This window comes from Bradyrhizobium canariense (assembly GCF_018130465.1).
In the GTDB taxonomy this organism is placed as follows: Bacteria; Pseudomonadota; Alphaproteobacteria; order Rhizobiales; family Xanthobacteraceae; genus Bradyrhizobium; species Bradyrhizobium canariense_C.
In genome coordinates this window covers 174,342-200,783 of the sequence record NZ_JAFCKJ010000006.1, presented here as the reverse complement: position 1 = coordinate 200,783, position 26,442 = coordinate 174,342, and the positions used below count along the sequence as shown (strand labels likewise).

Genomic DNA, 26,442 nt, shown 5'->3' with positions numbered 1-26,442 from the left:
TTGACCGCGCGGCCAAGCAAAATGTAATCGGTGATTACATTAGCGGAGGAAATTGCCATGTCACAACGCCAAAGCTGGTTTGAAGGCTGGCGTCTGCTTGCCGCCCTCTCCTTGAGCCTGATCGTGCTCAGCCTGTGGATCGCCTCGATGCGGCAGTTCGAGGTCGAGGGCGTGCGGATGGTGATCCGCTTCACCGCGCGAAGCTCGCTGCTGCTGTTCTGTCTCGCCTTCAGTGCCTCGGCACTGGCACGGCTGTGGCCCAACGCCTGGACGCGCTGGCAGCGCCGCAACCGGCGCTATCTCGGCTTAAGCTTCGCTGCCTCCCACGCCATCCACGCGGTTGCGATCGTCGCGTTCGCCAGGATGGATCCGACCGGCTTTGCCGGGGCCACCTCGGCGGTCTCCTACATTTTCGGCGGTGTCGGCTATGCCTTCATCGTCGCCATGAGCGCGACCTCGTTCGATCGCACCGCCGCGCTGCTCGGGCCCAACGCCTGGCGCGCGCTGCATCTGACAGCCGGATACTATCTCTGGTTCCAGTTCATGGTGTCGTTCGGCAAGCGGGTGCCGGCGATGCCGCTCTACACCGCGTTTCTCATTCCGCTCCTGGCGGTGATGGCACTGCGTCTGATCGCGATGGCCGCCCATCCGCGCGGGCGGACGGCCGAGGCGGGCTGAGCATCGGTCATGCCTGCGGCAGCAGCCCAAGACGCTTGGCGATGATGCGGTCGACCACGCGCTTGGGCAGCGTGGCCGTCATCAAATGTCGCATCCGGTCCGGCGTGATCTGGTAGCGAACCCTGGGCCTCTCGGCGGTGAGCGCCTCGAAAACGACCTCCGCGATCCGCTCGGCCGGCAGCCCGGTCTCGCCGAGCTTCATCATGTACGCCATGACCTTGTTCAGCGCCGGCAGATAAGGCGAGTTCTGGTAGACCGAGAGATCGAACTGCTCGGCCTTGCTCCAGATCGGCGTCTTGACGGCGCCGGGGGCGACGATGATGACGTCGATGCCGAACAGCATCAGCTCGCGGCGCAAGCTCTCCGATAGGCCCTCGATGGCATGCTTGGAGGTGCAGTAAGGCGCCGACAATGGATTGCCGTTCTTGCCCGCGACCGAGCTGATCATCACGATCCGTCCCTTCGGCCCCTTCAGCGACGGGTCGGCGCCGAGCAGCGGCCCAAAAGCCTGCGTCGCGATGACTGGGCCGATGACGTTGATATCCATCTGCCGGCGGAAGTCGTCGGCCGACAGTTCGAGCACGGGACCGGCGACCGCGACGCCGGCATTGTTGACGAGACCGGCCAGCGTCTCGCCGCCCAGCGCCTCGCGCACCTCTCGTGCGGCGGCCAGCACGGCAGCCTCGTCAGTGACATCGAACAGCAGCGGGGTGAAGTTCGCGCCGAACTCACCCTTGAGCCGATCCGCATCGGCCTGCTTGCGGACACTGCCGAACACGCGATAGCCGCGCCCGACCAGGAATTTCGCAATGGCCCAGCCGATGCCGGTGGACGCGCCGGTGACGACGACGGATCGCATGGTCTCCCCCCCTCGAGTTCCCGCGATCATGTAGGAGAAAGCTGCCGGGGGCGCAATGCCGTTAGTGGACAGGACTTGGGCCGGCACGCTCGCGGAGCCTGTAGAACTGGAGTGCAGCCTTCGCGGTATTCGGACTCAACCGGAAGAAGCTCGCGAAGCACTGCTCCAATCGCTCTCGGCTCTCGTGAGCCACACCGGGGTAAAACGTCAGGATCGCCTTCGTCGTGTCCCAAGACAGACCGATCGCCTTCGCGAGGATGAGAATCTGCTCGGGCTCCGAACGGACCAGCGCACGCTCAATCGCTCCGATCGGTAGGTCGCTCATGAGCGATAGCGCGACGGCGGTCTTGTCCAAGCTTCGCTCGCTGACGAAGCCGAGCACGCGTGCCTCGTCCAGTTGCCCGTCCGAATGCAGGGACGTCACCTCGGCCAACGCCCGGGCGTGCTCGCTGGAGCCTGCGCGAGCCATCGCTTGCAGCTCATCCGAGCCCTCCGCAATTGCACTCCGGATCAGAGCTGCCTGGCGGGGATCGGCTGCCTCCAGCTTGCATCTCACCATCTCGGATGCATGAACGAACAGCTTCAGCAGGGTCTCGCGCGGAATATCGGGGCGAGCCCAGATGCACATCGCGAGCGCGCCATTGTCCCGCGCCCGCCTGACGAGCTTGGACATTCCCAGGGTCGAGAAGCTGGCGCCATCGTTGCCGGCGGTCCGCATGGCGACATCGTTGTTACCGCGCGCGAGGAGGGCGTCGGTCACGGGTTCCGTCAACCGGCTGCGGCCGGCGATAGCCAGCAGATGATCCTGGCTCTTGGTCCGCGCATTCTCCCCCAGGCTCGCCTCGTCGAGCTGTGGCGAGTGCTCCAGGACCGGCGCCGCCACCTCGGGCGCGTCGTCAAACGCCAGCAAGCGGATCGTCCGGCGCGGCGCGTCGGGCAATCTGGAAAGCCGGCTTCCGAAGTCCGCTCGGGCGGCGCATTCGATATTCTCGAGGAGCGCGCTCATCACCTCATCGAACAGATCGATCTGCTTGTCGGTGAACTTGCCCGAGCCGAACACGAAGAGATCGGCGACCTTGCGCAGGAGTTCGGCGCGCTTCGACAGCTCCGGGCTCGCCAGCGCGATCTCGAGCTGATCGATCAGACCGTTCTCCATAGTCATCTCTCGCGTGCTGGAGATTGAGTTGCCTGCGTTTCGACGGCGGTCATGAGATCACGCGACGTTTCGCGCCGGTAACGGCGACTCGAAACTGATTTCGGAATTCGGCACGGGCCGCCCGATCAGATAGCCCTGCACGTAGTCCACTCCTGCCGCAAGCAGAGCATCCAACTGCGCAGGGGTCTCGACCCCCTTGGCCACCGTCGCGACATCCAGACCGCGAGCCAATGCCACGGCGGAGGCGACGACCGCGGCGCAATCCCTCCGCGTCGTGCAGCCCTGCACGATCGCCCGGTCGATCTTGAACTTGTCGAATGGGAAACTCTGGAGGTAGCTGGCCGCGGAATAGCCTATCCCGCAATTGTCGAGCACGACGCCGACACCGAGGTTCTTCAGTTGTCGGACCGCAAGCAAGTGAGCCGCAGGATTTCCGCCCAGGAGCGCAGCGTCGGGAATTTCGAGTTCGAGGCGCTCGGGCGACAATCCCGATTCGACCAGCGCGCACAGGACAATATCGAGCACGTTACTCCGGTGGAACTGGGCGGCGCTCATGTTGACGGCGACCTTGATGTGCGCCGGCCAGGCGGCCGCGTCGAGGCAGGCCTGTTGCAAGATCCATTCACCGAGCGGCAGCATCAATCCGGCCTGCTCGGCGACACCAAGGAACTGCATCGGCGCCAGCACGCCCTTCGAGGGATGATGCCAGCGCACGAAGCATTCCAGCCCGGTCATCGCGCGCGTTCCGGCGTCGATCACCGGCTGGTAGTGCAGCTCGAACTCGTTGCGGGCCAGCGCCTCTCGCAGTTCGCCCTCCATCGACTTCTGTGTGTCGGCAGCCTCCGTCATCTCTCGCTGGAAGATCCTGAAATCATTCCGGCCCGAGGATTTCGTCGCGTAGAGCGCGACGTCCGCCTTCTGCAATAACGTCTCGGCGTCGATGCCGTGCTCGGGCGCGAACGCGATACCGATGCTGGTACCGACGCTGACACGGTTGCTGCCAAGATCGAACGGTTGCTCGATCAGACAGATGATCCTCAGCGCCAGTGCGATGGCGCCTTCGCTCTGATCGCTTTCGTTCTCCTGGATGATCGCAAATTCGTCGCCGCCGAGGCGGGCCAGCACGTCGGTATCCCGCAGTGATGAGCTCAGTCGCCGCGCGACCTCGACCAGCAGCTGATCGCCTACGGCGTGACCGAGCGTATCGTTGACGAGCTTGAATCTATCGAGATCGAGCATCAGCACGGTGAATGTCGTGCCATGACGCTGCGACCGTCTTGCCGCTTCGTCCAGCTTTTCCGCGAACACGGCGCGGTTCGCCAGGCCCGTGAGCAGATCGTGCTGCGCCAGATATGCGATGCGTTTCTCGTTTCTCGCCCGATCGGTGATATCCTCGTGGGTCGTGAGCCAGCCGCCATCCGACATCATGTGACGCGCAATGGCGACCACCCGCCCGTCCGCAAGCTCCTGTATTTCGTTGGGTTGCTTCACGTTCTGATTGAGATAGACCTCCGGCGCGACGCTGGTGAAATGCGTGCCTTGCTCGCGTCGATATTCGAGAATCTGGGCCAGCGTGGTTCCCCGCCTTATCCGATCGGGGTCAATATGGTAGATTTCGCTATAGCGCGCGTTCGACACCACGATCCTCTGGTCCGCATCGAACATGCAGAGCCCCTGGGACATGTTGTTGAGAGCGACGTCAAAGCGCATGTTGATGGCCTCGAGCTCCGCGGCCTTCTGCGCCAGCATCTGCTCGCCGCGCTTTTGCTCGGTAACGTCTTCGTGCGTCGCGACCCAGCCGCCGTCCGGCAGTGGCTTGCGCTGGATCAGGATCTGGCGGTGGTCTTTCAGCTCGTAGGCCTGCTGTCGCTGGGTCGGCATCAGCCGGACATGCTGGTCGACGGTTAGCGAGCTGGCTTCGCCGCGGTCGGCATAGTGCTGCAATATGAGTTGCAGGGGCGTGCCGGGCCTGACGAGTTCGTCGGGCAGACCGTACATCTGCTGATAGCGACTATTCGATACCACCAGATTTTTGTCTGCATCGAACAGGCAGAGACCCTGGGACATGTTGCTGATGGCGACATCGAACCGGGTGTTGATGAGCTTCAGCTCGGCGGCATTTTCCGCCAGCTGGGTCTCGTCACGCCGCTTCTCGGTGATGTCCTCATGGGTCGCGACCCAGCCACCATCCTGCATCGGCGTACGCACGATCGAGATGATCCGGCCATCGGCGAGCATGACGATCTTCGGAGTTCGGTGTCTTGCACCGTCGAGGAATTCCTTGACGTCGAGATTCCCCCCAGCGCTCTTGTAGTTGCCGACGATGCTGCCGAGCGGCGTTCCAGGTTCGACCTGTGACTCCGTGAGGTCATACATCTCGCGATAGCGGCTGTTGGCGACCAGCAGCTTCTCATCGGCGTCGAACATGCTGAGCCCATGCGGCATATTGCTCAACGCCGCGTCGAACCGGGCACTCGCGGCCGCGATTGCGTTAGTTTGTCGTCGCAGCAGGAAGGTTCCGATCAGGATGATGGTGACGATCGCGACAGCCACGGGGCCGAAGGTGTAGAGATGCCGATACCACGGCTGCAGCGCGTAATTGCGCGAATAGGTCACAACCAGTACCAGCGGCAGGCCGGACACGGTCTTGTAGCCTGCGATGCGCGCGACGCCGTCGACGGGACTCATCAGCTCATATGAGCCCGCCTCGGATGCTCCCAGATACTTGGTGAACAGCGGGCCGCCCGCGACCGACATGCCCAGAACGTTGTTCTGTTCCGGTACGCGCGCCAGGATCCGACCGCTGCGATGGATCAAGACCACTGAACCGTCGGGGCCCAGATTGATCTTGCGATAGATCTTCAACAGAAAGGATTGATCCAGCGGCGCAGTCACCACGCCCGCAAAGCTTCCATCCGGATTGTTCAACCGGCGCGACACCGCGCTGAACCATTTGTCACCGCCTGCCGAGCGATAGGGCGGGGCAACGAACAGTTCGGTGCCGGCGCCATCGCGTTGCGCGATGAAGTGCGGCATGTCGGAGATGTTGCCACGCGGCGGTGCACGATCGTAGGAATGCGCAACGACGGCTCCGGATGCATCGGTCCAGCCGACCGCGACCATGATCGACGAACTCTTGACCAATTGACGGAGCGCGGTGTTGGCCGTGCCGAGGTCAGCGTATTTTCCAGACAAGGATTCGTTGCGGATTGCCTGCGCCTCAAGCAGGACACGATCGATGTCTTCGAACGTCACCGCGGCATGCTCGGCCAGAATGGCCGAAAGGTTGAGAGCATCGGTTTTCGCAGACGCGACCGCGTCTCGATAGCGAACGGCCAGATCAACCAGAAACAAGGTGACGACAACCAACGAAAACAGCAGCCCCAGGATCGTGACGGACGATCCCGGCGATCCGGCCAGCCTCTGCCAAGCTCTCAGCATTGCGCTTCTATGGTTTGAGCAATCGGCTTTCACCATCGCCCGGTCGCGCTAAGATTTGGTTGAGTTGCCTATCGCAAATTCACTCCGTAATCGTACGGAACTACGACAGTAACGGTGTCCCAATACTCGGAAAGCATGGAAAGCGCACCATCCTACCGTGTTGAACCGAAGGCGGCTTCAGCGAGGAGCTTCGCGTCGGCGAGTGGGCTCGCATGATCAGCGAGATCGCGCGGAGACAGACGGACATTGTCTCGCCGCGTCAAAACAACAATCCAGAGCTTCGGTTCTGATTCAATCAGAACCGAAAATGCCCTGGTGGATATGGATCGAGGTCGGGGGCGCGACTTCGTCACGCCCCCGGAACGACGGTGCTTAGTTCTTCGACTTGTCGACCAGCGCGCCCTTCTTGATCCAGGGCATCATGTCGCGCAGCTTGGCGCCGACTTCCTCGATCGGGTGCTCGGCGAGCTTGGCGCGGGTCGCCTTGAACGAGGTCTGGTTGACCTTGTTCTCGAGCATCCAGTCGCGAGCAAACTTGCCGGACTGGATGTCGTTCAGAACCCGCTTCATCTCCTTCTTGGTCTCGTCGGTGACGATGCGCGGACCGGTGACGTACTCGCCGTACTCGGCGGTGTTGGAGATCGAGTAGTTCATGTTGGCGATGCCGCCTTCATAGATCAGGTCGACGATCAGCTTCACTTCGTGCAGGCACTCGAAATAGGCCATCTCAGGGGCGTAGCCGGCTTCGACCAGCGTCTCGTAGCCGCCCTTGATCAGCTCGACCAGGCCGCCGCAGAGCACGACCTGCTCGCCGAACAGGTCGGTCTCGCACTCTTCCTTGAAGGTGGTCTCGATGATGCCGGCGCGGCCGCCGCCGACAGCGGAGGCGTAGGACAGGCCGAGGTCATGGGCGTTGCCAGAGACGTCCTTGGCGATCGCGATCAGGCAGGGCACGCCGCCGCCGCGCTGATACTCCGAGCGCACAGTGTGGCCGGGGCCCTTCGGCGCGATCATCAGCACGTCGAGATCGGCGCGCGGGTCGAGCAGGTTGAAATGGACGTTGAGACCGTGCGCGAAGACGAGAGCGGCGCCCTTCTTCATGTTGTCGTGCAGGTGCTCGCGATAGATGTCGCCCTGGAGCTCGTCCGGGGTCAGCATCATGACGAGGTCGGCCCATTTGGCGGCCTCGGCGACTTCCATCACCTTGAAGCCGGCAGCTTCCGCCTTCTTGGCCGAGGCCGAGCCCTTGCGGAGCGCGATCGCCACGTCCTTGACGCCGGAATCCTTCAGGTTCAGCGCATGGGCGTGGCCCTGGCTGCCATAGCCGACGATGACGACCTTCTTGCCCTTGATCAGGTTCAGGTCGGCGTCGCGATCGTAATAAACACGCATGGTCGTTTCCTCGTTCAGGGGCCGGAATCGGCCGTTGGTCAGATCTCGTCAGTCAGGTCTCGGATAGTGAAATTTGCGGATTTCGGGGGCTGTCTAGAGCATTTTCGGCCCCCTGGGAAACCCGTTTCTGCATGGAAAACTGCGGCATCATGCATCCATGAAGACGGGAAAGAGGGACGCCAGGAGCAGGATCGCCATCAGGATATTGAAGGCGCGGACCAGCCGCACGGAGGTCAGGACCGGCCGCAGTGCCGTGCCGAAGAAGGCCCAGACCACCGTCGAGACCGTGCCCACCAGCAGGCTGATCAAGGTCTGGATCGCGATGTTGAGCGGGAATTGGGCGATGGCCGCATAGGCGGTGATGGTGCCGATCACGATCACCCAGCCTTTAGCGTTGATCCATTGGAACATGGCGGCGCTCAAGAAGGTCATCGGGCCGCGGCCATCCCCCTCGCCCGGCTTGGCCGGGCCCGAGAAAGCGATCACGGCGGCCAGGTAGAGCAAGTAGGCGGCGCCGGCATATTTCAAAATGGTCTGCAGGATCGGATAGGCCAGGAACACGGTGCCGAGCCCGAGGCCGACCGCCGCAACCATGAAGGCGAAGCCGATGACGACGCCGGCGATGTGGGGGATGGTGCGCCGGAAGCCATAGGTCAGCCCCGAGGACATCAGCATGATGTTGTTCGGCCCAGGCGTGAAATACATCACGGCCATGAAGGCGAGGAAGGCATACAGCAGCGACTGGGACATGCTCATCTCACGCGGCCTTCGGCTGCGGCTCTTGGTAACGCCTCGGGGCGCTTCGCCAGCACCATCACCGCGATACCGCCGATCACGGTGAGCATGCCGGCGAGGCGCAGCGAGCCGAACCGCTCGCCGAACACGATGCTGGACGCGGCCGAGCCGACGAAAGGCACCAGCAGCGCGAACGGCACCACTTGCGCGGTGGGATAGTCACGCAGCAGCCGGCCCCACAGCCAATAGGCGATGCTGGTGGAGATGCCGCCGATCACCAGCAGGCAAATCAGGCCGGTGAGCGACATGTGGATCAGCGCCTGCCAGGTCGGCGCCGGCCCGTTGACGACGAGCGCCAGCGCGAACAACGGCACCGCGGACGTGAGGCACAGCCAGGCGAACAGATCGAACATCGGCGCACCACGGGCACCGCGCAGAAGGACGTTGCCGACAGCAAAGCTGACCGGCGCGATCATCAGCACAGCGAAGGCACCGACGCTGAAATCATAACCGACGGTGCCGCAGATCATCAAAAGGCCGACGGCTGCGATGACGATGCCCAGCGTCTGGGCCGGCGTCGGCCGCTCGCCGAATGCGATCACGGCAAAGCCGATCGTGAACAGCGCCTGGCTCTGCACGACGACAGAGGTCAGCCCCACCGGCACGCCATGGGCGATGCCATAGGCCTGGCTCAGGAACTGGCCGAGAAAGAGCGTGAAGCTGATCGCGATCAGGAGCGACCAGGCAATCTTCGGCTTGCGAACGAACAGGCAGGGCACCGCCGCAATGGTGAAGCGCATCGCCGTCATCAGCTCCGGCGAAAACTCGTCGAGCGCGATCCGGCTCGCCACGAAGGCAAGCCCCCAGATGATCGCCACCAGGATGGCGATGAGGATGTCGGCCGGCTTCATTGTTGTTCCCGGTTCTGCTCTGTCGTGCAGCCCTGTTTGTTGTTCTGGTCGAGCCTTGCTTGCCGGCCTTTACGTCGACGAATTGGGTTTCCGCAGCAGATAAGTGCCGTGCATCGGGGCGTGGTAATCGGCCGAGACCAGCGTGAAGCCGACGTCGGTCAGCATCCGCTCCATGACCCAGCCAAAAGTGGAATACTCGTCGCGCATGTGGTTGACGACGCTTTCACGCGAGACATCGTGGTTCTTGATCTCAAAGTCGGCCCATTGCTCGACGTCGCGCTCGACGGCATCGGGCATCGAGGCGTAGACGATGTCGCGCAAATAGAAGGTGGCACCGGGCTTGAGCGCGCGATAGATCCGCGACATCGCCACCGCCTTCCAGAAATCCGGCAGATGGTGCAGCGTGAACTCGCTGACGATCAGGTCATAGGACTCCGGCCGGTAGGCGAAGCTGAGCAGCCCGGCGGACTGCGTGCGCACGGGTGCCTTGCGGTCGCGCGCGTAGATCTCGGCGAGCGCCAGCATCGCGGGCGAGATGTCGATGGCGTCGACCTCGGCGCCCATCAGCGCAGCCTCGGTCGCGAGCACGCCGTTGCCGCAACCGATGTCGGCGATGCGCCAGCCGCGCTGGACCCCAAGCATTTTCAGCGCGGCGCGCGCCCGCAGGTCGGCATCGTCGTGGCTGTCGTAGATCGACGCCACAGCGGGCCCGATGCCCATCCGGTTCCGCTCGTTGTAATACCAGTCGCGCGCCAGCATGGTTCACATTCCTTCAGGCCCGCGACCAATCGCGGCAACACCGGTGCGCGACACTTCGACGAGGCCAAGCGGACGCATCAGGTCGATAAACTGGTTGATCTTGTCGGTATTGCCTGTGATCTCGAACACGAAGCTCTCGGTGGTGGCGTCGATCACGCGGGCGCGGAACGCGTCCGCCAGCCGCAGCGCCTCGACGCGATGCTCGCCCTGTCCGCGCACCTTCACCATCGCCAGCTCGCGCTCGATCGAGCGCTTGGTCAGCGTCATGTCGACGACGCGATAGACGGGGATCATGCGGTCGAGCTGATGCTTGATCTGCTCGATCACCATCGGCGTACCCGTGGTGACGATGGTGATGCGCGAGAGATGCTTCTGACTCTCGGTCTCCGAGACGGTGAGGCTCTCGATGTTGTAGCCGCGCCCCGAGAACAGGCCGATGACGCGCGCGAGCACGCCGGGCTCGTTCTGCACGAGCACCGAGAGCGTGTGCGTCTCGTTCGGATCGTGGCGCTCCTCGATGAAATAGGCGGATGCGGGCTGGTTCATTGTCGTCCCCTCTTATTCTCGTCGTTACGCCGTCGCCCGATGAGCGACCGGCGCATCCGTCCCGACCCAACCGCGGAACAGATCGAAATCGATATTGCCGCCGGACAGCACGAGGCCGACGTGCTTGCCCGACAATGTTGTCTTTTCCTGAAGCGCCGCGGCGAGCGCGGCGGCGCCGGCGCCTTCGGCGAGATTGTGCGTGTCGGTCCAGAGCGCACGGATCGCAGCCGCCACCTCGTCGTCGGTGACCTCTACGATGCGCGAGGCGCCCTTGCGGATGATGGCAAGCGCTTCCGGATCGGGAATCCGCGTCGCCATGCCGTCGGCGAGCGTATTGCTGGTCTCCGTGGTCACGACGCGGCCTGCCGCGAACGACAGCGCATAGGATGGCGCCTCGGTCGACTGCACGCCGACGATCTCGGTCTTCAGGCCAAGCAGGTCGCGCGCCATGATACAGCCGCAGATGCCCGAGCCTTGCCCGATCGGCACGTAGAGAACGTCGAGATCGGGCGCAGCCCTGAACAGCTCCAGCGCGTAGGTCGCAACGCCCAGCACCAGGTCCGTATGGAACGACGGCACCATGTGGAGCCCGGCGAACTGCGCGTGGCGTCCCGCCTCCTCGCGCGCGGCCTGAAAGTCCTCGCCGTGCTCGACGAGCTCGGCGCCAAACGCCTTCATGGCCCGGTTCTTCTCGACCGAGTTGCCGCGCGGCACGTAGATCACCGCGGGCACGCCGTGGCGGCTGGCCGCAAAGGCAAGGCTCTGACCGTGATTGCCGCGTGTCGCAGAGATGATTCCCGGAATGTTCGGCCGCTCGCGCTTCAGCCGTTCGAGATAGACCAGCCCGCCGCGCACCTTGAAGGCGCCGGTCGGCGTGTGGTTCTCGTGCTTGACCACAACGCGCGTGCCGAGCCGCTGGCTGAGCAGCGGCCAGGCGTGCGCCGGCGTCGCCGGCACCGCCTGCCCCACGATGTCGTGTGCGCGTTCGAGCTCCGCCAGGTCGAACATCACATCACACCAGCGCCTTGCCGCCGGCGAACGCCTTTGCGGTGGCTTCGTCGTTCGCCTGCTCCGGCAACAGCATCTCGTTGTGCGCCTTGCCGGAGGGGATCATCGGGAAACAATTTTCCAGCGACGCGACACGGCAGTCGAACAGCACCGGGCGCTTGACCGAGATCATCTCCTGGATGGCACCGTCGAGATCCCCGGGCTTGTGCACCTGGAAGCCGACGCCGCCATAGGCTTCCGCGAGCTTGACGAAGTCCGGCATCGCCTCCGAGTAGGAATGCGACAGCCGGTTGCCATGGAGCAGCTGCTGCCACTGCCGCACCATGCCCATGTACTGGTTGTTCAGGATGAAGATCTTGATCGGCAGCTCGTACTGCACCGCCGTCGACATCTCCTGCATCGTCATCTGCACCGAGGCATCACCCGCGATGTCGATGACGAGGCTGTCGGGATGGGCAACCTGCACGCCGACCGCGGCCGGCAAGCCGTAACCCATGGTGCCGAGACCGCCCGAGGTCATCCAGCGATGCGGCTCCTCGAAACCGTAGAACTGCGCGGCCCACATCTGATGCTGGCCGACCTCGGTGGTGATGTAGGTGTCCCTGCCGCGCGTCGCCTCGAACAGGCTCTGGATCGCGTGCTGCGGCAGGATGACGTCGTTGCTCTTCCTGTAATAGAGCGAGTTGCGGGCGCGCCATTGTGCGATCTGCTGCCACCACGCCTTGACGTCGGGCTTCTTCGCCTCCGCCTTGAACACCTGGAGAATGTCGCCGAGGATGTTGCCGCAGTCGCCGATGATCGGCACGTCGACGCGGATGTTCTTGTTGATCGAGGACGGGTCGATGTCGATGTGGATCTTCTTCGAGCCCGGCGAGAACGCGTCGACGCGGCCGGTGATGCGGTCGTCGAAGCGCGCGCCGACGCACAGCATGACGTCGCAATCATGCATGGTCATGTTGGCCTCGTAGGTGCCGTGCATGCCGAGCATGCCGAGCCAGCTCTTGCCCGAGGCCGGATAGGCACCCAGTCCCATCAGCGTGGAGGTGATCGGAAAGCCGGTGACCTCGACCAGCTCGCGCAGCAGCCTGGTCGCCTCGGGGCCGGAATTGATCACGCCGCCGCCGCTGTAGATCACCGGGCGCTTGGCATTGGCCAGCAGAGACACCGCCTTGCGGATCTGCGTCGCATCGCCCTTCACGCGCGGCGCGTAGGAGCGGTGCACGTCGGACTTGCGCGGCGGATGATAGGTGCCGGTCGCGAACTGCACGTCCTTGGGCACGTCGACGAGCACCGGGCCCGGACGGCCCGTTGTCGCAACGTAAAACGCCTCGTGCAGCACCTTTGCGAGATCGTTGACGTCGCGCACCAGCCAGTTGTGTTTGGTGCAGGGGCGCGTGATGCCGACGGTGTCGCATTCCTGGAACGCGTCGTTGCCGATCAGATGCGTCGGCACCTGGCCGGAGATGCAGACCAGCGGGATCGAGTCCATCAGCGCGTCGGTGAGCGGCGTCACCATGTTGGTGGCGCCGGGGCCGGAGGTCACCAGTGCAACGCCCGGCTTCCCGGTCGAACGCGCATAGCCCTCGGCGGCGTGGCCCGCGCCCTGCTCGTGGCGGACCAGGATGTGCTGGACCTGGCTCTGCTGGAAGATCTCGTCGTAGATCGGGAGCACGGCGCCGCCGGGATAGCCGAAAATATCGGTCACGCCATGATCGATGAGCGCGCGGACGATCATCGCGGCGCCGGTCATCTGGTTCGGATCGTGGCTCTTGTCGCTCATTGGCTTGCTCCGGATGCGCTGTTGTCAGCGGCTTCGTTCGTGTCGGGTTCGGGAAATAAAAAAGGCCCCGAAGAGGGCCCATGCACACCGCCTGTCATGTGGATGGCAGCTAGCCACCCCCGGCGGTGTGCCTGGGTACGACGGCGATAAGGAGTTTGGTAATAATGTTACGCATGGCAGGTGCCCGGCTTCCCAAAGGTTGCGCGAAACATAGCGGCCAATGCCCCGATGTCAAGGCGATGCGGCCGTTCCCGCGCGATTTTGGCAGTGTAGCGGTGTTCCCGGGGTTGGGCGAGAGGTAAATTCGGGAACCGGGGCACAAAAGCGCGTCAGCTGGGGTCCCGTGCCGCGTTCACAATCGCCGCCAGCCAGCCCCTCGCCTCCTCCGGCTTCACCCACTCGAATTCGGGCAATTGGTGCCGGAACCAGGTGAACTGCCGCTTGGCGTAGTGGCGGGTGTCCGCGCGGCCGATCGTGGCCGCTTGCTCCAGGCTGAGCTCACCGCTCAGATGCCGGATCAGGGCCGGCACGCCATGAGCTTTCATCGCCGGCAGCAGCGGATCGAGCTTTCGGGCGGCGAGACGCTCGACCTCCTTCAGCGCGCCGGCACCTAACATGGCGTCGAAGCGGGCGTCGATGCGTGCATAGAGCTCGTCGCGCTCGGGCGCGAGGAACACCGCGCGAAAACTGTCTTTGGGCAGGAGCGGCGGCTGGCCCTCATGATGCCAGTCCAGTAGTGAACGGCCGGTGGCTTCGACCACTTCGAGCGCGCGCGCAATGCGGGTGCGGTCGCGAAGGTTCAATCGCTCGGCGGCTCGAGGATCGGAGGCTGCGAGTTCCGCGTGCAGCGCCTCCACGCCGTTCCGCTCCAGCCGCGCTCGAACGTCCTCGCGCACCTCGGCGGGAATCGGCGGCACCACGGAAAGGCCTGCCGTCAGCGCCTTGAAGTACAGCCCGGTGCCTCCGATGAAGATCGGCAGGCGGCCTTCGGATTTCGCCTCTTCGAGCGCCTTCGCCGCGTCGCCCACCCAGGCACCGGCCGAAAAATTCACGGCCGCATCGACATGCCCGTACAGGCGATGAGGCACCCGCGCCTCGTCGCCATGTGTGGGGCGCGCGGTGATGATGCGGAGGTCGCGGTAGACCTGCATGGAATCGGCATTGATCACGGCCCCGCCCGTGGCGAGCGCAAGCTCGAGCGCCAGCGCCGACTTGCCGCTGGCGGTCGGGCCTGCGATAAGCACGGCCTTGCCAACATGCCTTCTTCCGACTTGCCCCTCGCTCACGAAAACCTCAAATGTCCCTCGTCGCCACGCTGATCTGCAACCCGAATAATCCCGCGCTCGACTCGACCATCGTCGACGGCGCCCGCGCCGTGCTGCCTCAGGCAGCTCCCGCGCACTGGCTGTTCGACGGGGTTGCAGTCGACATCCCCTTCGGCGCCGACAGTAACCTCGACGGCGACCGTCACGCCATCGAACAGCGGCTTGGCGAGCTTCGTGGCGACCTGCCCATCGACATCGTCGTGCAGCCAGTCGGCTTCCGGCGCAAGAAGCTTTTTCTCGCCGACATGGATTCCACCATGATCGGCCAGGAATGCATCGACGAGCTCGCCGATTTCGTCGGGGTGAAGGCCCATGTGGCCGCCATCACCGAACGCGCGATGCGCGGCGAGGTCGAGTTCGAGCCGGCGCTGCGCGAGCGCGTTGCGCTGCTCAAGGACCTCCCTGCCAGTGCCGTCGACGAGGTGCTGGCCAAGCGCATTACGCTGACGCCGGGTGGCCGCGAACTGGTCGCGACCATGCGCGCCCATGGCGCCTATGCCTGTCTTGTCTCCGGCGGCTTCACGCTGTTCACCAGCGCGGTCGCCGCCAAGATCGGCTTCCAGGAGAACCGCGCCAACGAGCTCGTCGTCCGCGACGGCAAGTTCACCGGCGAGGTGAAGGAGCCGATTTTGGGGCGCGCGGCAAAGCTCGCGACCCTGGTGGATCTGATGGAGTCGTTCGATCTCGACGACATCGACTCGCTGGCGGTCGGCGACGGCGCCAATGATCTCGCGATGATCCAGGCGGCGGGGCTCGGCGTGGCGTATCATGCCAAGCCTGCGGTGGCCGCGGCTGCGGCGGCGCGGATCGATCATGGCGACCTCACCGCGCTGCTGTATGCGCAGGGGTATCGGCGCGAGGAGTTCGTGGAGGCGTAGTGTCCTCTCCGCCGTCGTAACCCGCCTTTTGCGCAATCGCGCACTGAACTGCGTGATCCAGGATTCCAAAGGCGGCGACGCTGGAACCGAAGAGCCGCAGCGTACTGGATGCCCCGCTTTCGCGGGGCATGACAGCGGTGTATGAGGCAGCAGCGTGCCTTACTGCACGCTCAACGCCACGAAGCGCAGCTCGCCGTCGGCGTTCGACACCAGCAGCAGCACCGACTTCTTGCCGTCCTTCTTGAGCTGGTCGACGCGCTTCTGGATGTCGGCGCCGCTGGAAACGGCCTCCTGCGCCACCTCGACGATGACGTCTCCGGCGGAGAGGCGCTTCTCGGCGGCATCCGAATTGGCGTCGACATTGGTTACGACCACGCCCTTGACCGTATCCTTGATCTTGTAGCGCGTACGCAGATCCTTGCTCAACGCCGCGAGATCGAGGCCGAGCGCCTTCTGCGTCACAGTCTTTTCAGGCGCGGGCTCGTCGGTCTTCACTGCGGCCTGCACCTTGTCGGGATCCTGCAACCGGCCGAGCGTGACCTTCTTGGTCTCCTCCTGCCCCTTGCGGATGACGACGACGTCGACCTCCTTGCCGACTGCCGTGTCGGCGACCACGCGAGAGAGATCCTTCGGGTCCTTGACGTCCTTGCCGTCGAACTTGACGACGACGTCGCCGGGCTCGATGCCGGCCGGTTTGGCCGGGCCCTTGTCGTCGACGCCGGCCACCAGCGCGCCGCGCGGCGGCTTGATGTTGAGGCTCTCGGCGATCTCGTCGGTGACGCTCTGGATGCGCACGCCCAGCCAGCCGCGGCGCAATTCGCCGAATTGGCGCAGCTGGTCGACGACACCCGCGACCGTCTTCGACGGTACGGCGAAACCGATGCCGATCGAGCCGCCGGAGGGCGAGATGATCAGTGTGTTGACGCCGATGACGTCGCCATCGAGGTTGAACAGCGGACCGCCGGAATTGCCGCGGTTGATGGAGGCGTCGGTCTGAATGTAGCTGTCGTAGGGACCTGACGAGATGTCACGGTTCTTCGCCGAGACGATACCGGCCGTCACGGTGCCGCCGAGGCTGAAAGGATTGCCGATCGCGACGACCCAGTCGCCGAGGCGCAGCTTGTCGGAATCGCCGAACTTCACCGACACCAGCGGCTTCGGCGGCTTGAACTTCAGCACGGCAAGGTCGGTCTTCTTGTCGACGCCGACCAGATCGGCCTTGATCTTGGTGCCGTCGTTGAGGATGACGTTGATCTCGTCGGCGTCCGCGATGACGTGGTTGTTGGTGACGACGACGCCTGATGTGTCGATGATGAAGCCACTTCCGAGCGAGTTGGTCTTGCGCGGCGCCTGGCCGTTCTCGCCGCCCTTGCTGCCGCCGCCGGGACCCTTGCGATTCTTGAAGAAGTCGTCGAAGAACTCCTCGAAGGGCGAGCCGGGCGGCAGTTGCGGCATGGCATTGCCGCCGCCGCCACCCTTGGCTTCGACGGTCTGCGAGGTCGAGATGTTGACGACCGCGTCGATCACCTTCTCGGCGACATCGGCGATGCCGTCCGGTCCGCGCGCATAGGCCGGTGCGCCGAATGCGCTGAAAGCGCCAACGGCGAGCGCGGCCAGCCCTAAGCGCAAACGGGTCGGGGCAATGGTGGCAGCGGTCATTGTGATCTCCAGAAAACAAGGATTCGGCGTCAAGACTGCGCTCGAACGGGGGGACGGCGCAAGCGCGGACCTTAACGGGCCTCAAACCTGTATAATAAGGCGAAAACCCGTCCCTCGCCTTCACTTTGGCGTTGGCGCGACGGCTAAATTGGACGTCGCATAACCCAGATCAGGACCAGGCCGACCACGGCCGAACCAATGCCGACCGCGCGCAGGACATTGTCCGGTGTGGCCATGGCGCTTTTCATGGCCTTGCGCATCCAGGCCGGACTGGCCGCGAACATCAAGCCTTCCAGTACGAACAGGATGCCCAAACCGATGAGGAAGTCGGCGAACGCAATGGACCTCATCGGATTGGAACCTCCCGTTGTGCTGTTCTTGTCTGGACGAAGGGCGGCCAGACCTGCCGTCCTCGTCTAGCTTACGGCTTCGCTGGCGTCGTGGTCGCCGTCTTGCCGGACGGGTTACCAAAGAACCGGAAGAAATCCGAGTCCGGCCGCAGCAGGAAGCGGGTATCGTTCGCACGCAGCCCGTTCTCATAGGCGGTCATCGAGCGGTAGAAGGCGAAGAACTCCGCATCCTGGCCGTAGGCTTCGGCGAACAGCCGGTTGCGCTCGGCATCGCCGACGCCGCGCGTCTGCTCGGCCAGCGACCTTGCTTCTGCCTCGATCACGGTCGCCTCGCGGTCGGCCTTGGAGCGGATCTCCTGTGCCTTCTGGCCGCCCTGCGCGCGGAACTCGGCGGCTTCGCGCTCGCGCTCCGTCTTCATGCGCTGATAGACCGCCTGGCTGTTCTGCTCCGGCAAATCGGCGCGGCGGATCCGGACGTCGACCACCTGGATGCCGTAGCCGTCGGCCTCGTGGTCGAGCTGATCACGAATGCGCTGCATCAGCTTCTCGCGATCGTCGCGGACCACGTTGATGAAGGTGACCTCGCCGAGCACGCGGCGCAGCGCCGCGTTCAAGAGCGTGGTGAGCTGGATGTTGGCGGCCTGGATCGAGCCGATGCTTTGATAGAAGCGCAGCGCGTCCTTGATGCGGTAGCGTGCGAAGGCGTCGACCACCAGGCGCTTCTGGTCGGACGCGATCGCTTCCTGCGACGGGTTCTCCAGATCGAGGATGCGCTTGTCGATGTTGATCACCGAATTCCACGGCGCCTTGAAGTGCAGGCCGGGATCGGTGACGACGTCGACGGGCTTGCCGAACTGCAGCACGATGGTCTGCTCGGTCTGCGCCACCGTGAACAGGGACATGTAGCCCACGATCACGACGAGCAGGAGTCCGAGCAGCGTGACGATGCCTGTAACTGGAGACCTCATCGGTTGCCTCCGGTCGTCTGCTGGCCGGTTGCAGGCGGCCGTTTGGTCGTCAATTCGCTGAGCGGCAGATAAGGCACGACGCCCTGGCCCGACTGGCCGCCGTCATAGATGAGCTTTTCCGAGCCGCCGAGCACGCGCTCCATCGTCTCCAGATAAATCCGTTCACGCGTCACGTCGGGCGCCTTCTTGTATTCCTCGTAAACCTTCAGGAAGCGCGAGCTCTGGCCCTTGGCCTCGGCGACCGTCTGCTCCCTGTAGCCTTCGGCGGCCTGCATGATCTGCGCCGCACGTCCGCGTGACTGCGGCACGACCTGGTTGGCATAGGTCTGCGCCTCGTTCTGCAGCTGCTCGAGATTGGCGCGCGCCGCCTGGACGTCGCGGAAGGCGTCGATCACCTGCGCCGGCGGGTCGACCTTCTGCATTTGCACCTGGCTGATCTGAATGCCGGCGCCGTAGGTGTCCAGGGTCTTCTGGATCAGTTCCTGCACGCCCTGTTCGGTGACGTTGCGCGCGCCGGTCAGGATCGGCTGGATCTGCGAGCGGCCGATCACCTCGCGCATCGAACTCTCGGCGACCGCCTTCACGGTGCCTTCGGGATTCTGGATGTTGAAGAGGAAATCGCCGACGCCGTTGGGCTTGATGCGCCAGAGCACGGTGAAGTCGACGTCGACGATGTTCTCGTCGCCGGTCAGCATCAGGCTCTCTTCCGGCACGTCACGAATGGAACGGCCGCGCCGCGCCGGATCGTCGATCAGCGTCATGCCGATGGAGATGGTGGAAACGCGCAATGCCTTTGGCAGCAGCACTGTCTCGATCGGATAGGGCAGATGATAGTTCAGGCCGGGATCCACGGTGCGGACATGCTTGCCGAAGCGCAGCACGACGCCGAGCTCTTCGGACTGAACCCGGAAGAAGCCCGACAGCAGCCAGAATGCGACGATCAGCAGCACGATCAGCGTGATGCCGATGCCGGAGAAATAGCCGCCCGGCATGATCTGCTGGAGGCGGTCCTGGCCGCGACGCAGAAGGTCTTCCAGATCCGGCGGCCTCGGCCCGACCGGTTGCGGGCCGTTGCCCCATGGCCCCTTCGGACCCGAGCCCCATGGGCCACCGCCCTGATTCTTCCACGGCATTCGACGCTCTCCTCGGCAGGGTGAAATCGCCCCCCGCCCGCTTTGTCCGGTCCGGCTTTATAGGGGACAGGCAGGTCCCTTACAACGCAGCCCTCGCCGCCCTCCGAGCTAAGCTTGGGGGCAGAAAAGTCAATGTTAACATTGGCAAATGCAGTTAATGGCCCGCCCGCCGACGATATGTCACATAGGAGTAGTCGGCGCTGTCGTGGGGGCCAGCAGGATGACGGATGCGCTCAACCTCATCCCACTCTGCCCTGTCGATGTCGAAATGCGTGTCGCCTTCGGGGCGCGCATGCACTTCAGTGATTTCGAGGCGATCGGCGCGATCGAGCCATTGCCAATAGATTTCGGCGCCGCCAATCACGGCGATCTCGGCGACCGAACGCCGCAGGGCATCGCCAAGTGCGACCGCGCCTGCATCCGCGGCCGATGTCGTGACAATGGCACCAGCGGCGCGATAATCCGCATCGCGCGTGATCACGATGTTGGTGCGGCCCGGAAGCGGCCGGGGCAGGGATTCGAAGGTCTTGCGGCCCATGATCACGGGCTTGCCGATGGTGAGCGCCTTGAAGCGCGCCATGTCGGATTTCATTCGCCACGGCATCGCGTTGCCGGCGCCGATGACGCCGTTCTCCGCGATCGCCACCACGAAGACGATTTCCATCAGGACGCGCTCCCGGCAAGCCGGCTCAGCGCAGGCCCGGTGACGCGGCACAGCGTCCAGTCGTCCAGCATGACGGCACCAAGCGATTTGTAGAACGCGATCGACGGCGCGTTCCAGTCGAGCACCGCCCATTGCAGCCGCGACCAGCCGTTCTCGACGCATTCCCTGGCAAGGTGCACGAGCAGAGCCTTGCCGAGGCCCCTGCCCCGATGCGACGGCCGCACATACAAATCTTCGAGATAGATGCCGTGGCGGCCGCTGAACGTGGAGAAATTCGCAAACCACACCGCGAAGCCGACCGGCTCGCCGTTCCACTCGGCAAGGGCGCAATGGACCTGCGGTCGCTCGCCGAAGAGTGCGTCGGCGATCATCGCCTCGGTCGCCTCGACCTCGTGCGAAAGCTTTTCGTACTCGGCAAGCTCGCGGATGAAAGCAAGAACGAGCCCGGCTTCTCCAGGCTGCGCACTGCGGATATTGAGCGACATCGGCGTCAGACCGCGACCGCGGCCTTGATGTGCGGATGCGGATCGTAGCCGACGAGCTCAAAGTCCTCGTAACGGAAGGAGAAGATGTCCTTCACGTCGGGGGCGATCCGCATCACCGGCAGCACGCGCGGCGAGCGCGTGAGCTGGAGCTTCGCCTGCTCCAGATGGTTGGAATAGAGATGGGTGTCACCGAACGAATGCACGAAGTCGCCGGGCTTCAGGCCCGTGACCTGCGCCACCATCATGGTGAGCAGCGCGTAGGAGGCGATGTTGAAGGGCACGCCGAGGAACACGTCGGCCGAGCGCTGATAGAGCTGGCACGACAGCTTGCCGTTGGCGACGTAGAACTGGAACAGGCAGTGGCACGGCGGCAGCGCCATCTTGTCGACCTCGGCCGGATTCCAGGCCGAGACGATCAGGCGGCGCGAGTCCGGATTGCGCTTGATCATGTCGATCACGTTGGCGATCTGATCGATGCTGCGTCCGTCCGGTGCGGGCCAGGAGCGCCACTGATGGCCGTAGACGGGGCCGAGATCGCCATTGGCGTCGGCCCACTCGTCCCAGATGGTGACGCCGTTGTCGCGCAGATATTTGATGTTGGTATCGCCCTTCAGGAACCACAACAGCTCATGCACGATCGCCTTCAGCGGCAGGCGCTTGGTGGTCAGCATCGGAAAACCGGCGGACAAGTTGAAGCGCATCTGATGGCCGAACACCGACAGCGTGCCGGTGCCGGTCCGGTCGGTCTTTTCGGCGCCGTCTGAAAGAATCCGCTCGAGCAGGTCCTGATACTGGTGCATGTGCGTGAGCCTTTGGGGAGGCGGCGAACTTAGCGGCCGCCCCCGCGCTGCGACAGCGGCGATTCGCCATCCATACGCATTATACCCGGAAAAGTGAGCGTTCCCGGTGCAAACGACAAGGGGCGGAGCTCGGCGTCCCGCCCTCGTCTATCAGATTGATCTTGCTGGCCAACTTGCCGGCTCGGGCTCCAGCCACGGCGCGCCGACGCAGGCGCGTCGCCCTCAGTTCTCGGATTCGGTGAACACCTCGTCGCGCTTGGCACGCAACGCGGGCAGCACCGTGAGCACGAGCAGGAATGCCGCAATCGCGAGCAGCACGGCCGACAGCGGACGCGTCAGGAACACGCTCCAGTCGCCGCGCGAGATCAGCAGCGCGCGGCGCAGGTTCTCTTCCATCAGCGGTCCGAGCACCATGCCGAGCAGCAGCGGCGCCGGCTCGAAATCGTGCTTGATCAGCCAGTAGCCGACCAGACCGAACACGCCTGCGAGGATGACGTCGACCGGCGCGTTGTTCACCGAGTAGATGCCGATCGCGCAGAAGATCACGATCGAGGGGAACATCAGCCGGTAGGGAACGCGCAACAGCCGCACCCAGATTCCGACCAGCGGCAGGTTGATGATGATCAGCATCAGATTGCCGATCCACATCGAGGCAATCATGCCCCAGACCAGCTCCGGCTGCTTCTGCATCACCTGCGGGCCCGGCACGATGCCGTGGATGGTCATCGCGCCCACCATCAGCGCCATCACGGCGTTCGGAGGGATGCCGAGCGTCAGCAGCGGGATGAAGGAGGTCTGTGCCGCGGCGTTGTTGGCGCTTTCCGGCGCCGCCACGCCCTCGATCGCACCGCGGCCGAACCGCGACGGGTTCTTGGCGATCTTCTTCTCGAGCGTGTAGGACGCAAAGGACGCGATGACCGCGCCGCCACCCGGCAGGATGCCGAGGATCGAGCCGAGCACGGTGCCGCGCAGGATCGCGGGCGCCGAGTCGATCAGGTCCTTCCTGGTCGGCATCAGGCCGGTGATCTTCTGCTGCACGAGATCGCGGTTCATCTCGGCGCCGGCGTCGAGGTTGCGGATGATCTCGGCGAAACCAAACACGCCCATCGCCACCGTTGCGAAGCCGAGGCCGTCGGCGAGCTCCGGAATGTTGAACGCCATGCGCGAGGCGCCGGTCTCGATGTCAGAGCCGACCATCGACAGCAACAGGCCGAACACGATCATCGCGATCGCCTTCAGCACCGAGCCCTTGGCCAGCACCACCGCGAAGATCAGACCGAGCACCATCAGCGAGAAATATTCGGCCGGACCGAACGCCAGCGCGAGCTTGGTCAGCGGCGCACCGAGCACGGCGATGAGCACGGTCGCGACGCAGCCGGCGAAGAACGAGCCGATCGCCGCGATCGCCAGCGCCGGGCCGGCACGGCCCTGCTTCGCCATCTGGTGGCCGTCGATGGCCGTGACGACCGAGGTCGCCTCACCGGGAATGTTGACCAGGATCGAGGTGGTCGAGCCGCCGTACTGGGCACCGTAATAGATGCCGGCGAGCATGATCAGCGCGCCGACCGGCGGCAATCCGAACGTGATTGGCAGGAGCATCGCCACGGTTGCGACGGTGCCGATACCGGGCAGCACGCCGACCAGCGTGCCGACCAATGCGCCAATCAGGCACATGAGAATGTTGATCGAGATCGGGAGCGACAGACCGTAGAGCCACCAGGGTGACCACCAGGAGATCTGAAACACCACACCGAAACCGAGGCCCAGATTGTGGAAGAGATCGAACATCACACCCTCACTGAACCAGGAAGCGCGGGAACATCGGCATCGGCAGCCCGAGCACGTAGGGGAAGAGCAGCGCGCAACCGAGCGTCAGGCAGGCGCCGACGATGATCGCTTCGACCCAGCGCGTCTCATGCGTGCCCATCGCCGCGATCAGGAAGCTCGTGAACGCCGTAACCACCACCCCAAGCGGACGAATCGCCAGCGCGAAGAAGACGATCGAGATCATCACGAAGAGCGGCCCACGCCAGGCATAGTGCGCCATGCCCGGCCCATCGGTCAGCAGTCCCGTCAACGCGATGCCGGCGCCAAGTGCGACGAGCAGCCCGCCAAACATTCGCGGTGCCGTGCCGGCGCCGAAGGAGAAGCCGCGCATCCCCTGCAAATCGCTGGAAGCCCACAGCGCGAACAAGGCGAGCGCCATCAGAACGATCCCGCCGACATAGTCCTGCGCCGACCTGATCGTCATGAAGATCGTCAGGATTGCCACCGCAAAGATCGGATAGGAATAGATCAGCGCCAGCAGCACATCGGATGACGCCTTCTTGGTGTCACCGCCGATCGCTCCGATCAGCGCGCCGGGGGCGCCCGCGAGCAGCGCCGTGGCGTGGCTGATCACGACGGTGGCCGGGCCGCGTCCCGCGCCCCAGCCAAAGATCGTCCCGAACGACCAGATGAATTCGAAAATCTGCGGCGCTATGGCCAGCAGACAAAAGCTGACCACCACCGACGTGTTTCGGTTGGCTGTCGCCGAGTGGCCCATCGTATCGGCCATGCCTGTCTCCTCCGCGACCCGTAAGCCACGAGCAATGTTGTTCTAATCGGCTGGAAAACGATCCCCCCGCCCGGATCACTGCCTAGCGATTTTCATTACACAATGCCAGCAAAACCCAACAGGCCCCCGACGAGCAAAAGCCATAGTGGATTGATGCGCGAGACCGAGGCGATCACTGCAACCGTCGCGGTCAGAAGCAGCGCAGCAATGGTGCGATCGGTCGACAGGGCCAGGATCAGGGCACTCGCCGCCATCAATCCGATCGAGAGCGGAACCAGTGCAGCCTGAATCAGCCCGGGCCAGCGCGATTGGCTGGGCTGGTTGAGGAGCCGGCTGACATAATAGGCAAGCAGCGCGGTGGGCAGGCACATGGCCAAGGTCGCCGCCAGCGCGCCGGGGATGCCGGCGACGGCATAGCCGATTAACGTGACGATAAGCACGTTCGGACCTGGTGAGAGCTGCGCGATCGCATAGGCGTCGGCGAACTGCTTGTCGGTCATCCAGTGATGCACATCGACCGCGATGCGGTGCATCTCGGGCACCGCCGCCGCGGCACCGCCGACTGCGAACAGCGACATCAGACCAAAGGTGGAGATCAGCGCCCAGATCGGATTCTCGGCGTTCATGCTGCTACCTTCCGCCGCATCAGGAAGGTGGCGCCGACACTGACGGGGATCGCGACCAGGAGCACGGCCTGGAGCGGCAGGCGAACGACCCCGATGGCGAGGAACACGCCCAGCATCAGGATGAGCGCGACGGCGTCCAGCCGCTTGAGCAGCGGCGTCATCATCCGGAAGACCACCGCGATCAAGAGGCCGACGGCCGCACAGGAGATGCCCGCGAGGATGCGGCGCAGCACCTCCACATCGCCGAACCGGGCGTAGATGATCGCGAGCACCGTCATGATCAGCGTGGGTGGCAGCAACAGCCCTGCGAAGGCGGCAATACCGCCGGCGATCCCGCGCAGCCGCGCGCCGAACACCATCGACAGATTGACGATGTTGGGCCCGGGCAGGAAATGGCAGAGCGCAAAGGTCTCGTTGAACTCGTCCGCCGTCATCCAGCGGTGCTGCTCGACGATGGCCTGCCGGGCGAAGACCAAGACCCCGCCGAAACCCGCCAGCGACATCCGGGCGAAGGCCAGGAACAGCGCGAGCAAACCCGGCGGAACGGCGCGCGTGGCCGGACGGTCCGGCTCTCGATCGCGTTCCTGGGCAGGCGGTGCGGAATCCTCGGACATGTCAGGAGCTTAGAACGCCGGCCGTTGCGCGGCCAAGCCTGTCGGGAACCTATCCAAAGGGAACCTCGGGACGGTCGCTCGAAACACCTGTCATTTGAAACCTTTGCCCCCTATATTGGGGGTGCCGGTTCGCCGGCTATGGAAATAAACGGTCGTCGCAATAAACCATTCGGACCCGGGGGCGGTACCCGGCGCCTCCACCAAAGCCCACCAGCGGGCTAGCCCTGAAAGCGGGTTTTGGCGGGGGCGAAATAGGATCGACGAGGGCGTAAAGGGCGTTCTTTTTCTCGGTATTGTTCCGCCGTTATCGGGCTATGCAATAGTTGCCAACGACAACTTTGCTCCGGTTGCTCAGGCTGCGTAACGCAGTTTGAAAGACCATTCTGAAGTCCTAACGGGTTAAGCTCCGTTAGGCGGGGTTCGGAGGCACCTGGCAACAGAAGCCTCCACTTACCTCTATTTCCTACTGGCGGGGACTCCTGCTGACCCGTCAGGCGCGGTACTATTGCGGCTTGGCGAGTCGGGCCGGCAGGGCCCAGCTCCTGGAATGCAACAGGACCACCATGGCGACCGATCATATCCGATACGATGTGCTGGCACGCGACGCGCTGCGCGGCGTGTTGCGCAAGGTGCTGACCGATGCCGCGGCTCATGGCCTGCCGGGCGAGCACCATTTCTTCATCACCTTCGTGTCGAAGGCCGAGGGCGTGAAGCTGTCGTCGCGGCTGCTGGCGCAATATCCGGAAGAGATGACGATCATCCTGCAGCACCAGTTCTGGGATCTGACCGTGCTCGAGGACCGCTTCGAGGTCGGGCTGTCCTTCGGCGGCATTCCGGAGCGGCTGATCGTGCCGTACAGCGCGATCAAAAGCTTCCTCGATCCGTCCGTGAAATTCGGCCTCCAGTTCGACACCTCCGATGTCGCCGACGTCTCGCCCGAGACATTGCCGGCCACTCCCGCCCCGTCCGCGGTCGCGGTCACGACGCCTGCCACCGAACCTGCGGAAGGCGCTGAAGAGCCGGCGGCTCCGAACCAGGGCGGCGCCGAAGTCGTGCGATTGGATCGTTTCCGCAAGAAATGATCTAGATTGGGCCAGAGCCCGTCGCAGGCGGCCAAA

25 protein-coding genes and 1 other RNA gene are annotated in these 26,442 nt (G+C 64.1%); 4 read left to right on the top strand and 22 right to left on the bottom strand.

Annotated elements, in window-relative coordinates:
- Positions 1-57: 57 nt before the first annotated feature.
- On the top strand, positions 58-678 hold the full coding sequence (locus JQ591_RS18410; protein WP_211397427.1) for a hypothetical protein: 621 nt from the start codon (positions 58-60) through the stop codon (positions 676-678).
- Between the two features lie 7 nt (positions 679-685).
- Here JQ591_RS18410 and JQ591_RS18405 read toward each other — a convergent pair whose 3' ends face one another.
- The 11 genes from JQ591_RS18405 to miaA form a co-directional block, all read right to left on the bottom strand.
- Positions 686-1,537 carry an SDR family oxidoreductase gene (locus tag JQ591_RS18405; protein ID WP_211397426.1) on the bottom strand — a complete coding sequence of 284 codons (852 nt, stop codon included), beginning with the start codon at positions 1,535-1,537 and terminating at the stop codon, positions 686-688.
- A gap of 61 nt (positions 1,538-1,598) precedes the next feature.
- Entirely contained in the window at positions 1,599-2,693 is a 1,095-nt protein-coding gene (locus tag JQ591_RS18400) for a DUF2336 domain-containing protein (RefSeq protein WP_249137202.1), read from the bottom strand.
- 57 nt (positions 2,694-2,750) lie between these two features.
- The gene (locus JQ591_RS18395; RefSeq protein ID WP_249137200.1) at positions 2,751-6,134 is read right to left on the bottom strand and encodes a bifunctional diguanylate cyclase/phosphodiesterase; all 3,384 of its coding nucleotides are present in this window, start codon (positions 6,132-6,134) and stop codon (positions 2,751-2,753) included.
- A gap of 372 nt (positions 6,135-6,506) precedes the next feature.
- Positions 6,507-7,526, bottom strand: coding sequence for a ketol-acid reductoisomerase (gene ilvC / locus JQ591_RS18390; RefSeq protein ID WP_007600992.1), 1,020 nt, complete (start codon positions 7,524-7,526; stop codon positions 6,507-6,509).
- Positions 7,527-7,673: 147 nt separating this feature from the next.
- The gene (locus tag JQ591_RS18385) at positions 7,674-8,276 is read right to left on the bottom strand and encodes a LysE family translocator (RefSeq protein ID WP_211397423.1); all 603 of its coding nucleotides are present in this window, start codon (positions 8,274-8,276) and stop codon (positions 7,674-7,676) included.
- A gap of 2 nt (positions 8,277-8,278) precedes the next feature.
- Positions 8,279-9,172 carry an EamA family transporter gene (locus JQ591_RS18380; RefSeq protein WP_211397422.1) on the bottom strand — a complete coding sequence of 298 codons (894 nt, stop codon included), beginning with the start codon at positions 9,170-9,172 and terminating at the stop codon, positions 8,279-8,281.
- 69 nt (positions 9,173-9,241) lie between these two features.
- Entirely contained in the window at positions 9,242-9,931 is a 690-nt protein-coding gene (locus JQ591_RS18375) for a class I SAM-dependent methyltransferase (protein WP_211397421.1), read from the bottom strand.
- Between the two features lie 3 nt (positions 9,932-9,934).
- Positions 9,935-10,477, bottom strand: a complete 543-nt coding sequence (ilvN, locus tag JQ591_RS18370) for an acetolactate synthase small subunit (RefSeq protein WP_007613340.1) — start codon at positions 10,475-10,477, stop codon at positions 9,935-9,937.
- A 24-nt stretch (positions 10,478-10,501) separates the two neighbouring features.
- Positions 10,502-11,485 (bottom strand): threonine dehydratase, encoded by a 984-nt coding sequence (locus JQ591_RS18365; RefSeq protein WP_211397420.1) that lies wholly within the window; start codon positions 11,483-11,485, stop codon positions 10,502-10,504.
- Between the two features lie 4 nt (positions 11,486-11,489).
- Positions 11,490-13,265, bottom strand: a complete 1,776-nt coding sequence (locus tag JQ591_RS18360) for an acetolactate synthase 3 large subunit (RefSeq protein WP_211397419.1) — start codon at positions 13,263-13,265, stop codon at positions 11,490-11,492.
- A gap of 329 nt (positions 13,266-13,594) precedes the next feature.
- Positions 13,595-14,551, bottom strand: coding sequence for a tRNA (adenosine(37)-N6)-dimethylallyltransferase MiaA (gene miaA / locus JQ591_RS18355; protein WP_211397418.1), 957 nt, complete (start codon positions 14,549-14,551; stop codon positions 13,595-13,597).
- A gap of 11 nt (positions 14,552-14,562) precedes the next feature.
- Here miaA and serB point away from each other — a divergent pair, with 11 nt between their 5' ends.
- Entirely contained in the window at positions 14,563-15,468 is a 906-nt protein-coding gene (gene serB / locus JQ591_RS18350) for a phosphoserine phosphatase SerB (protein ID WP_211397417.1), read from the top strand.
- 159 nt (positions 15,469-15,627) lie between these two features.
- Here serB and JQ591_RS18345 read toward each other — a convergent pair whose 3' ends face one another.
- The 11 genes from JQ591_RS18345 to JQ591_RS18295 all read right to left on the bottom strand — a co-directional run bounded on the left by JQ591_RS18345 (position 15,628) and on the right by JQ591_RS18295 (position 25,324).
- Positions 15,628-17,127, bottom strand: a complete 1,500-nt coding sequence (locus JQ591_RS18345; protein WP_211397416.1) for a Do family serine endopeptidase — start codon at positions 17,125-17,127, stop codon at positions 15,628-15,630.
- Between the two features lie 143 nt (positions 17,128-17,270).
- Positions 17,271-17,477, bottom strand: coding sequence for a DUF2065 domain-containing protein (locus JQ591_RS18340; RefSeq protein WP_211397415.1), 207 nt, complete (start codon positions 17,475-17,477; stop codon positions 17,271-17,273).
- A 71-nt stretch (positions 17,478-17,548) separates the two neighbouring features.
- Complete coding sequence (hflC, locus tag JQ591_RS18335; protein WP_211397414.1) at positions 17,549-18,445, bottom strand: protease modulator HflC; 897 nt, start codon at positions 18,443-18,445, stop codon at positions 17,549-17,551.
- On the bottom strand, positions 18,442-19,578 hold the full coding sequence (hflK, locus tag JQ591_RS18330; protein WP_211397413.1) for an FtsH protease activity modulator HflK: 1,137 nt from the start codon (positions 19,576-19,578) through the stop codon (positions 18,442-18,444). The genes hflC and hflK overlap by 4 nt, the downstream gene beginning before the upstream one ends.
- A gap of 154 nt (positions 19,579-19,732) precedes the next feature.
- Complete coding sequence (locus JQ591_RS18325) at positions 19,733-20,242, bottom strand: dihydrofolate reductase (protein WP_211397412.1); 510 nt, start codon at positions 20,240-20,242, stop codon at positions 19,733-19,735.
- Complete coding sequence (locus JQ591_RS18320) at positions 20,242-20,727, bottom strand: GNAT family N-acetyltransferase (protein WP_211397411.1); 486 nt, start codon at positions 20,725-20,727, stop codon at positions 20,242-20,244. The genes JQ591_RS18325 and JQ591_RS18320 overlap by 1 nt, the downstream gene beginning before the upstream one ends.
- A 5-nt stretch (positions 20,728-20,732) precedes the next feature.
- Complete coding sequence (locus tag JQ591_RS18315; RefSeq protein WP_211397410.1) at positions 20,733-21,527, bottom strand: thymidylate synthase; 795 nt, start codon at positions 21,525-21,527, stop codon at positions 20,733-20,735.
- 222 nt (positions 21,528-21,749) lie between these two features.
- Positions 21,750-23,315, bottom strand: coding sequence for a tripartite tricarboxylate transporter permease (locus tag JQ591_RS18310; RefSeq protein ID WP_211397409.1), 1,566 nt, complete (start codon positions 23,313-23,315; stop codon positions 21,750-21,752).
- A 7-nt stretch (positions 23,316-23,322) separates the two neighbouring features.
- Positions 23,323-24,084: a tripartite tricarboxylate transporter TctB family protein gene (locus tag JQ591_RS18305; RefSeq protein WP_211397408.1), complete on the bottom strand. Its 762-nt coding sequence runs from the start codon at positions 24,082-24,084 to the stop codon at positions 23,323-23,325.
- Positions 24,085-24,179: 95 nt separating this feature from the next.
- Positions 24,180-24,710, bottom strand: coding sequence for a chromate transporter (locus JQ591_RS18300; protein ID WP_211397407.1), 531 nt, complete (start codon positions 24,708-24,710; stop codon positions 24,180-24,182).
- A complete protein-coding gene (locus JQ591_RS18295; RefSeq protein ID WP_211397406.1) occupies positions 24,707-25,324 on the bottom strand; it encodes a chromate transporter in 618 nt (205 codons plus the stop codon). Before JQ591_RS18295 ends, JQ591_RS18300 begins: the two co-directional genes overlap by 4 nt.
- A gap of 84 nt (positions 25,325-25,408) precedes the next feature.
- Here JQ591_RS18295 and ssrA point away from each other — a divergent pair.
- Positions 25,409-25,775: a transfer-messenger RNA gene (gene ssrA / locus JQ591_RS18290) on the top strand.
- A 112-nt stretch (positions 25,776-25,887) separates the two neighbouring features.
- Complete coding sequence (locus tag JQ591_RS18285) at positions 25,888-26,406, top strand: SspB family protein (RefSeq protein WP_211397405.1); 519 nt, start codon at positions 25,888-25,890, stop codon at positions 26,404-26,406.
- Positions 26,407-26,442 lie beyond the last annotated feature (36 nt).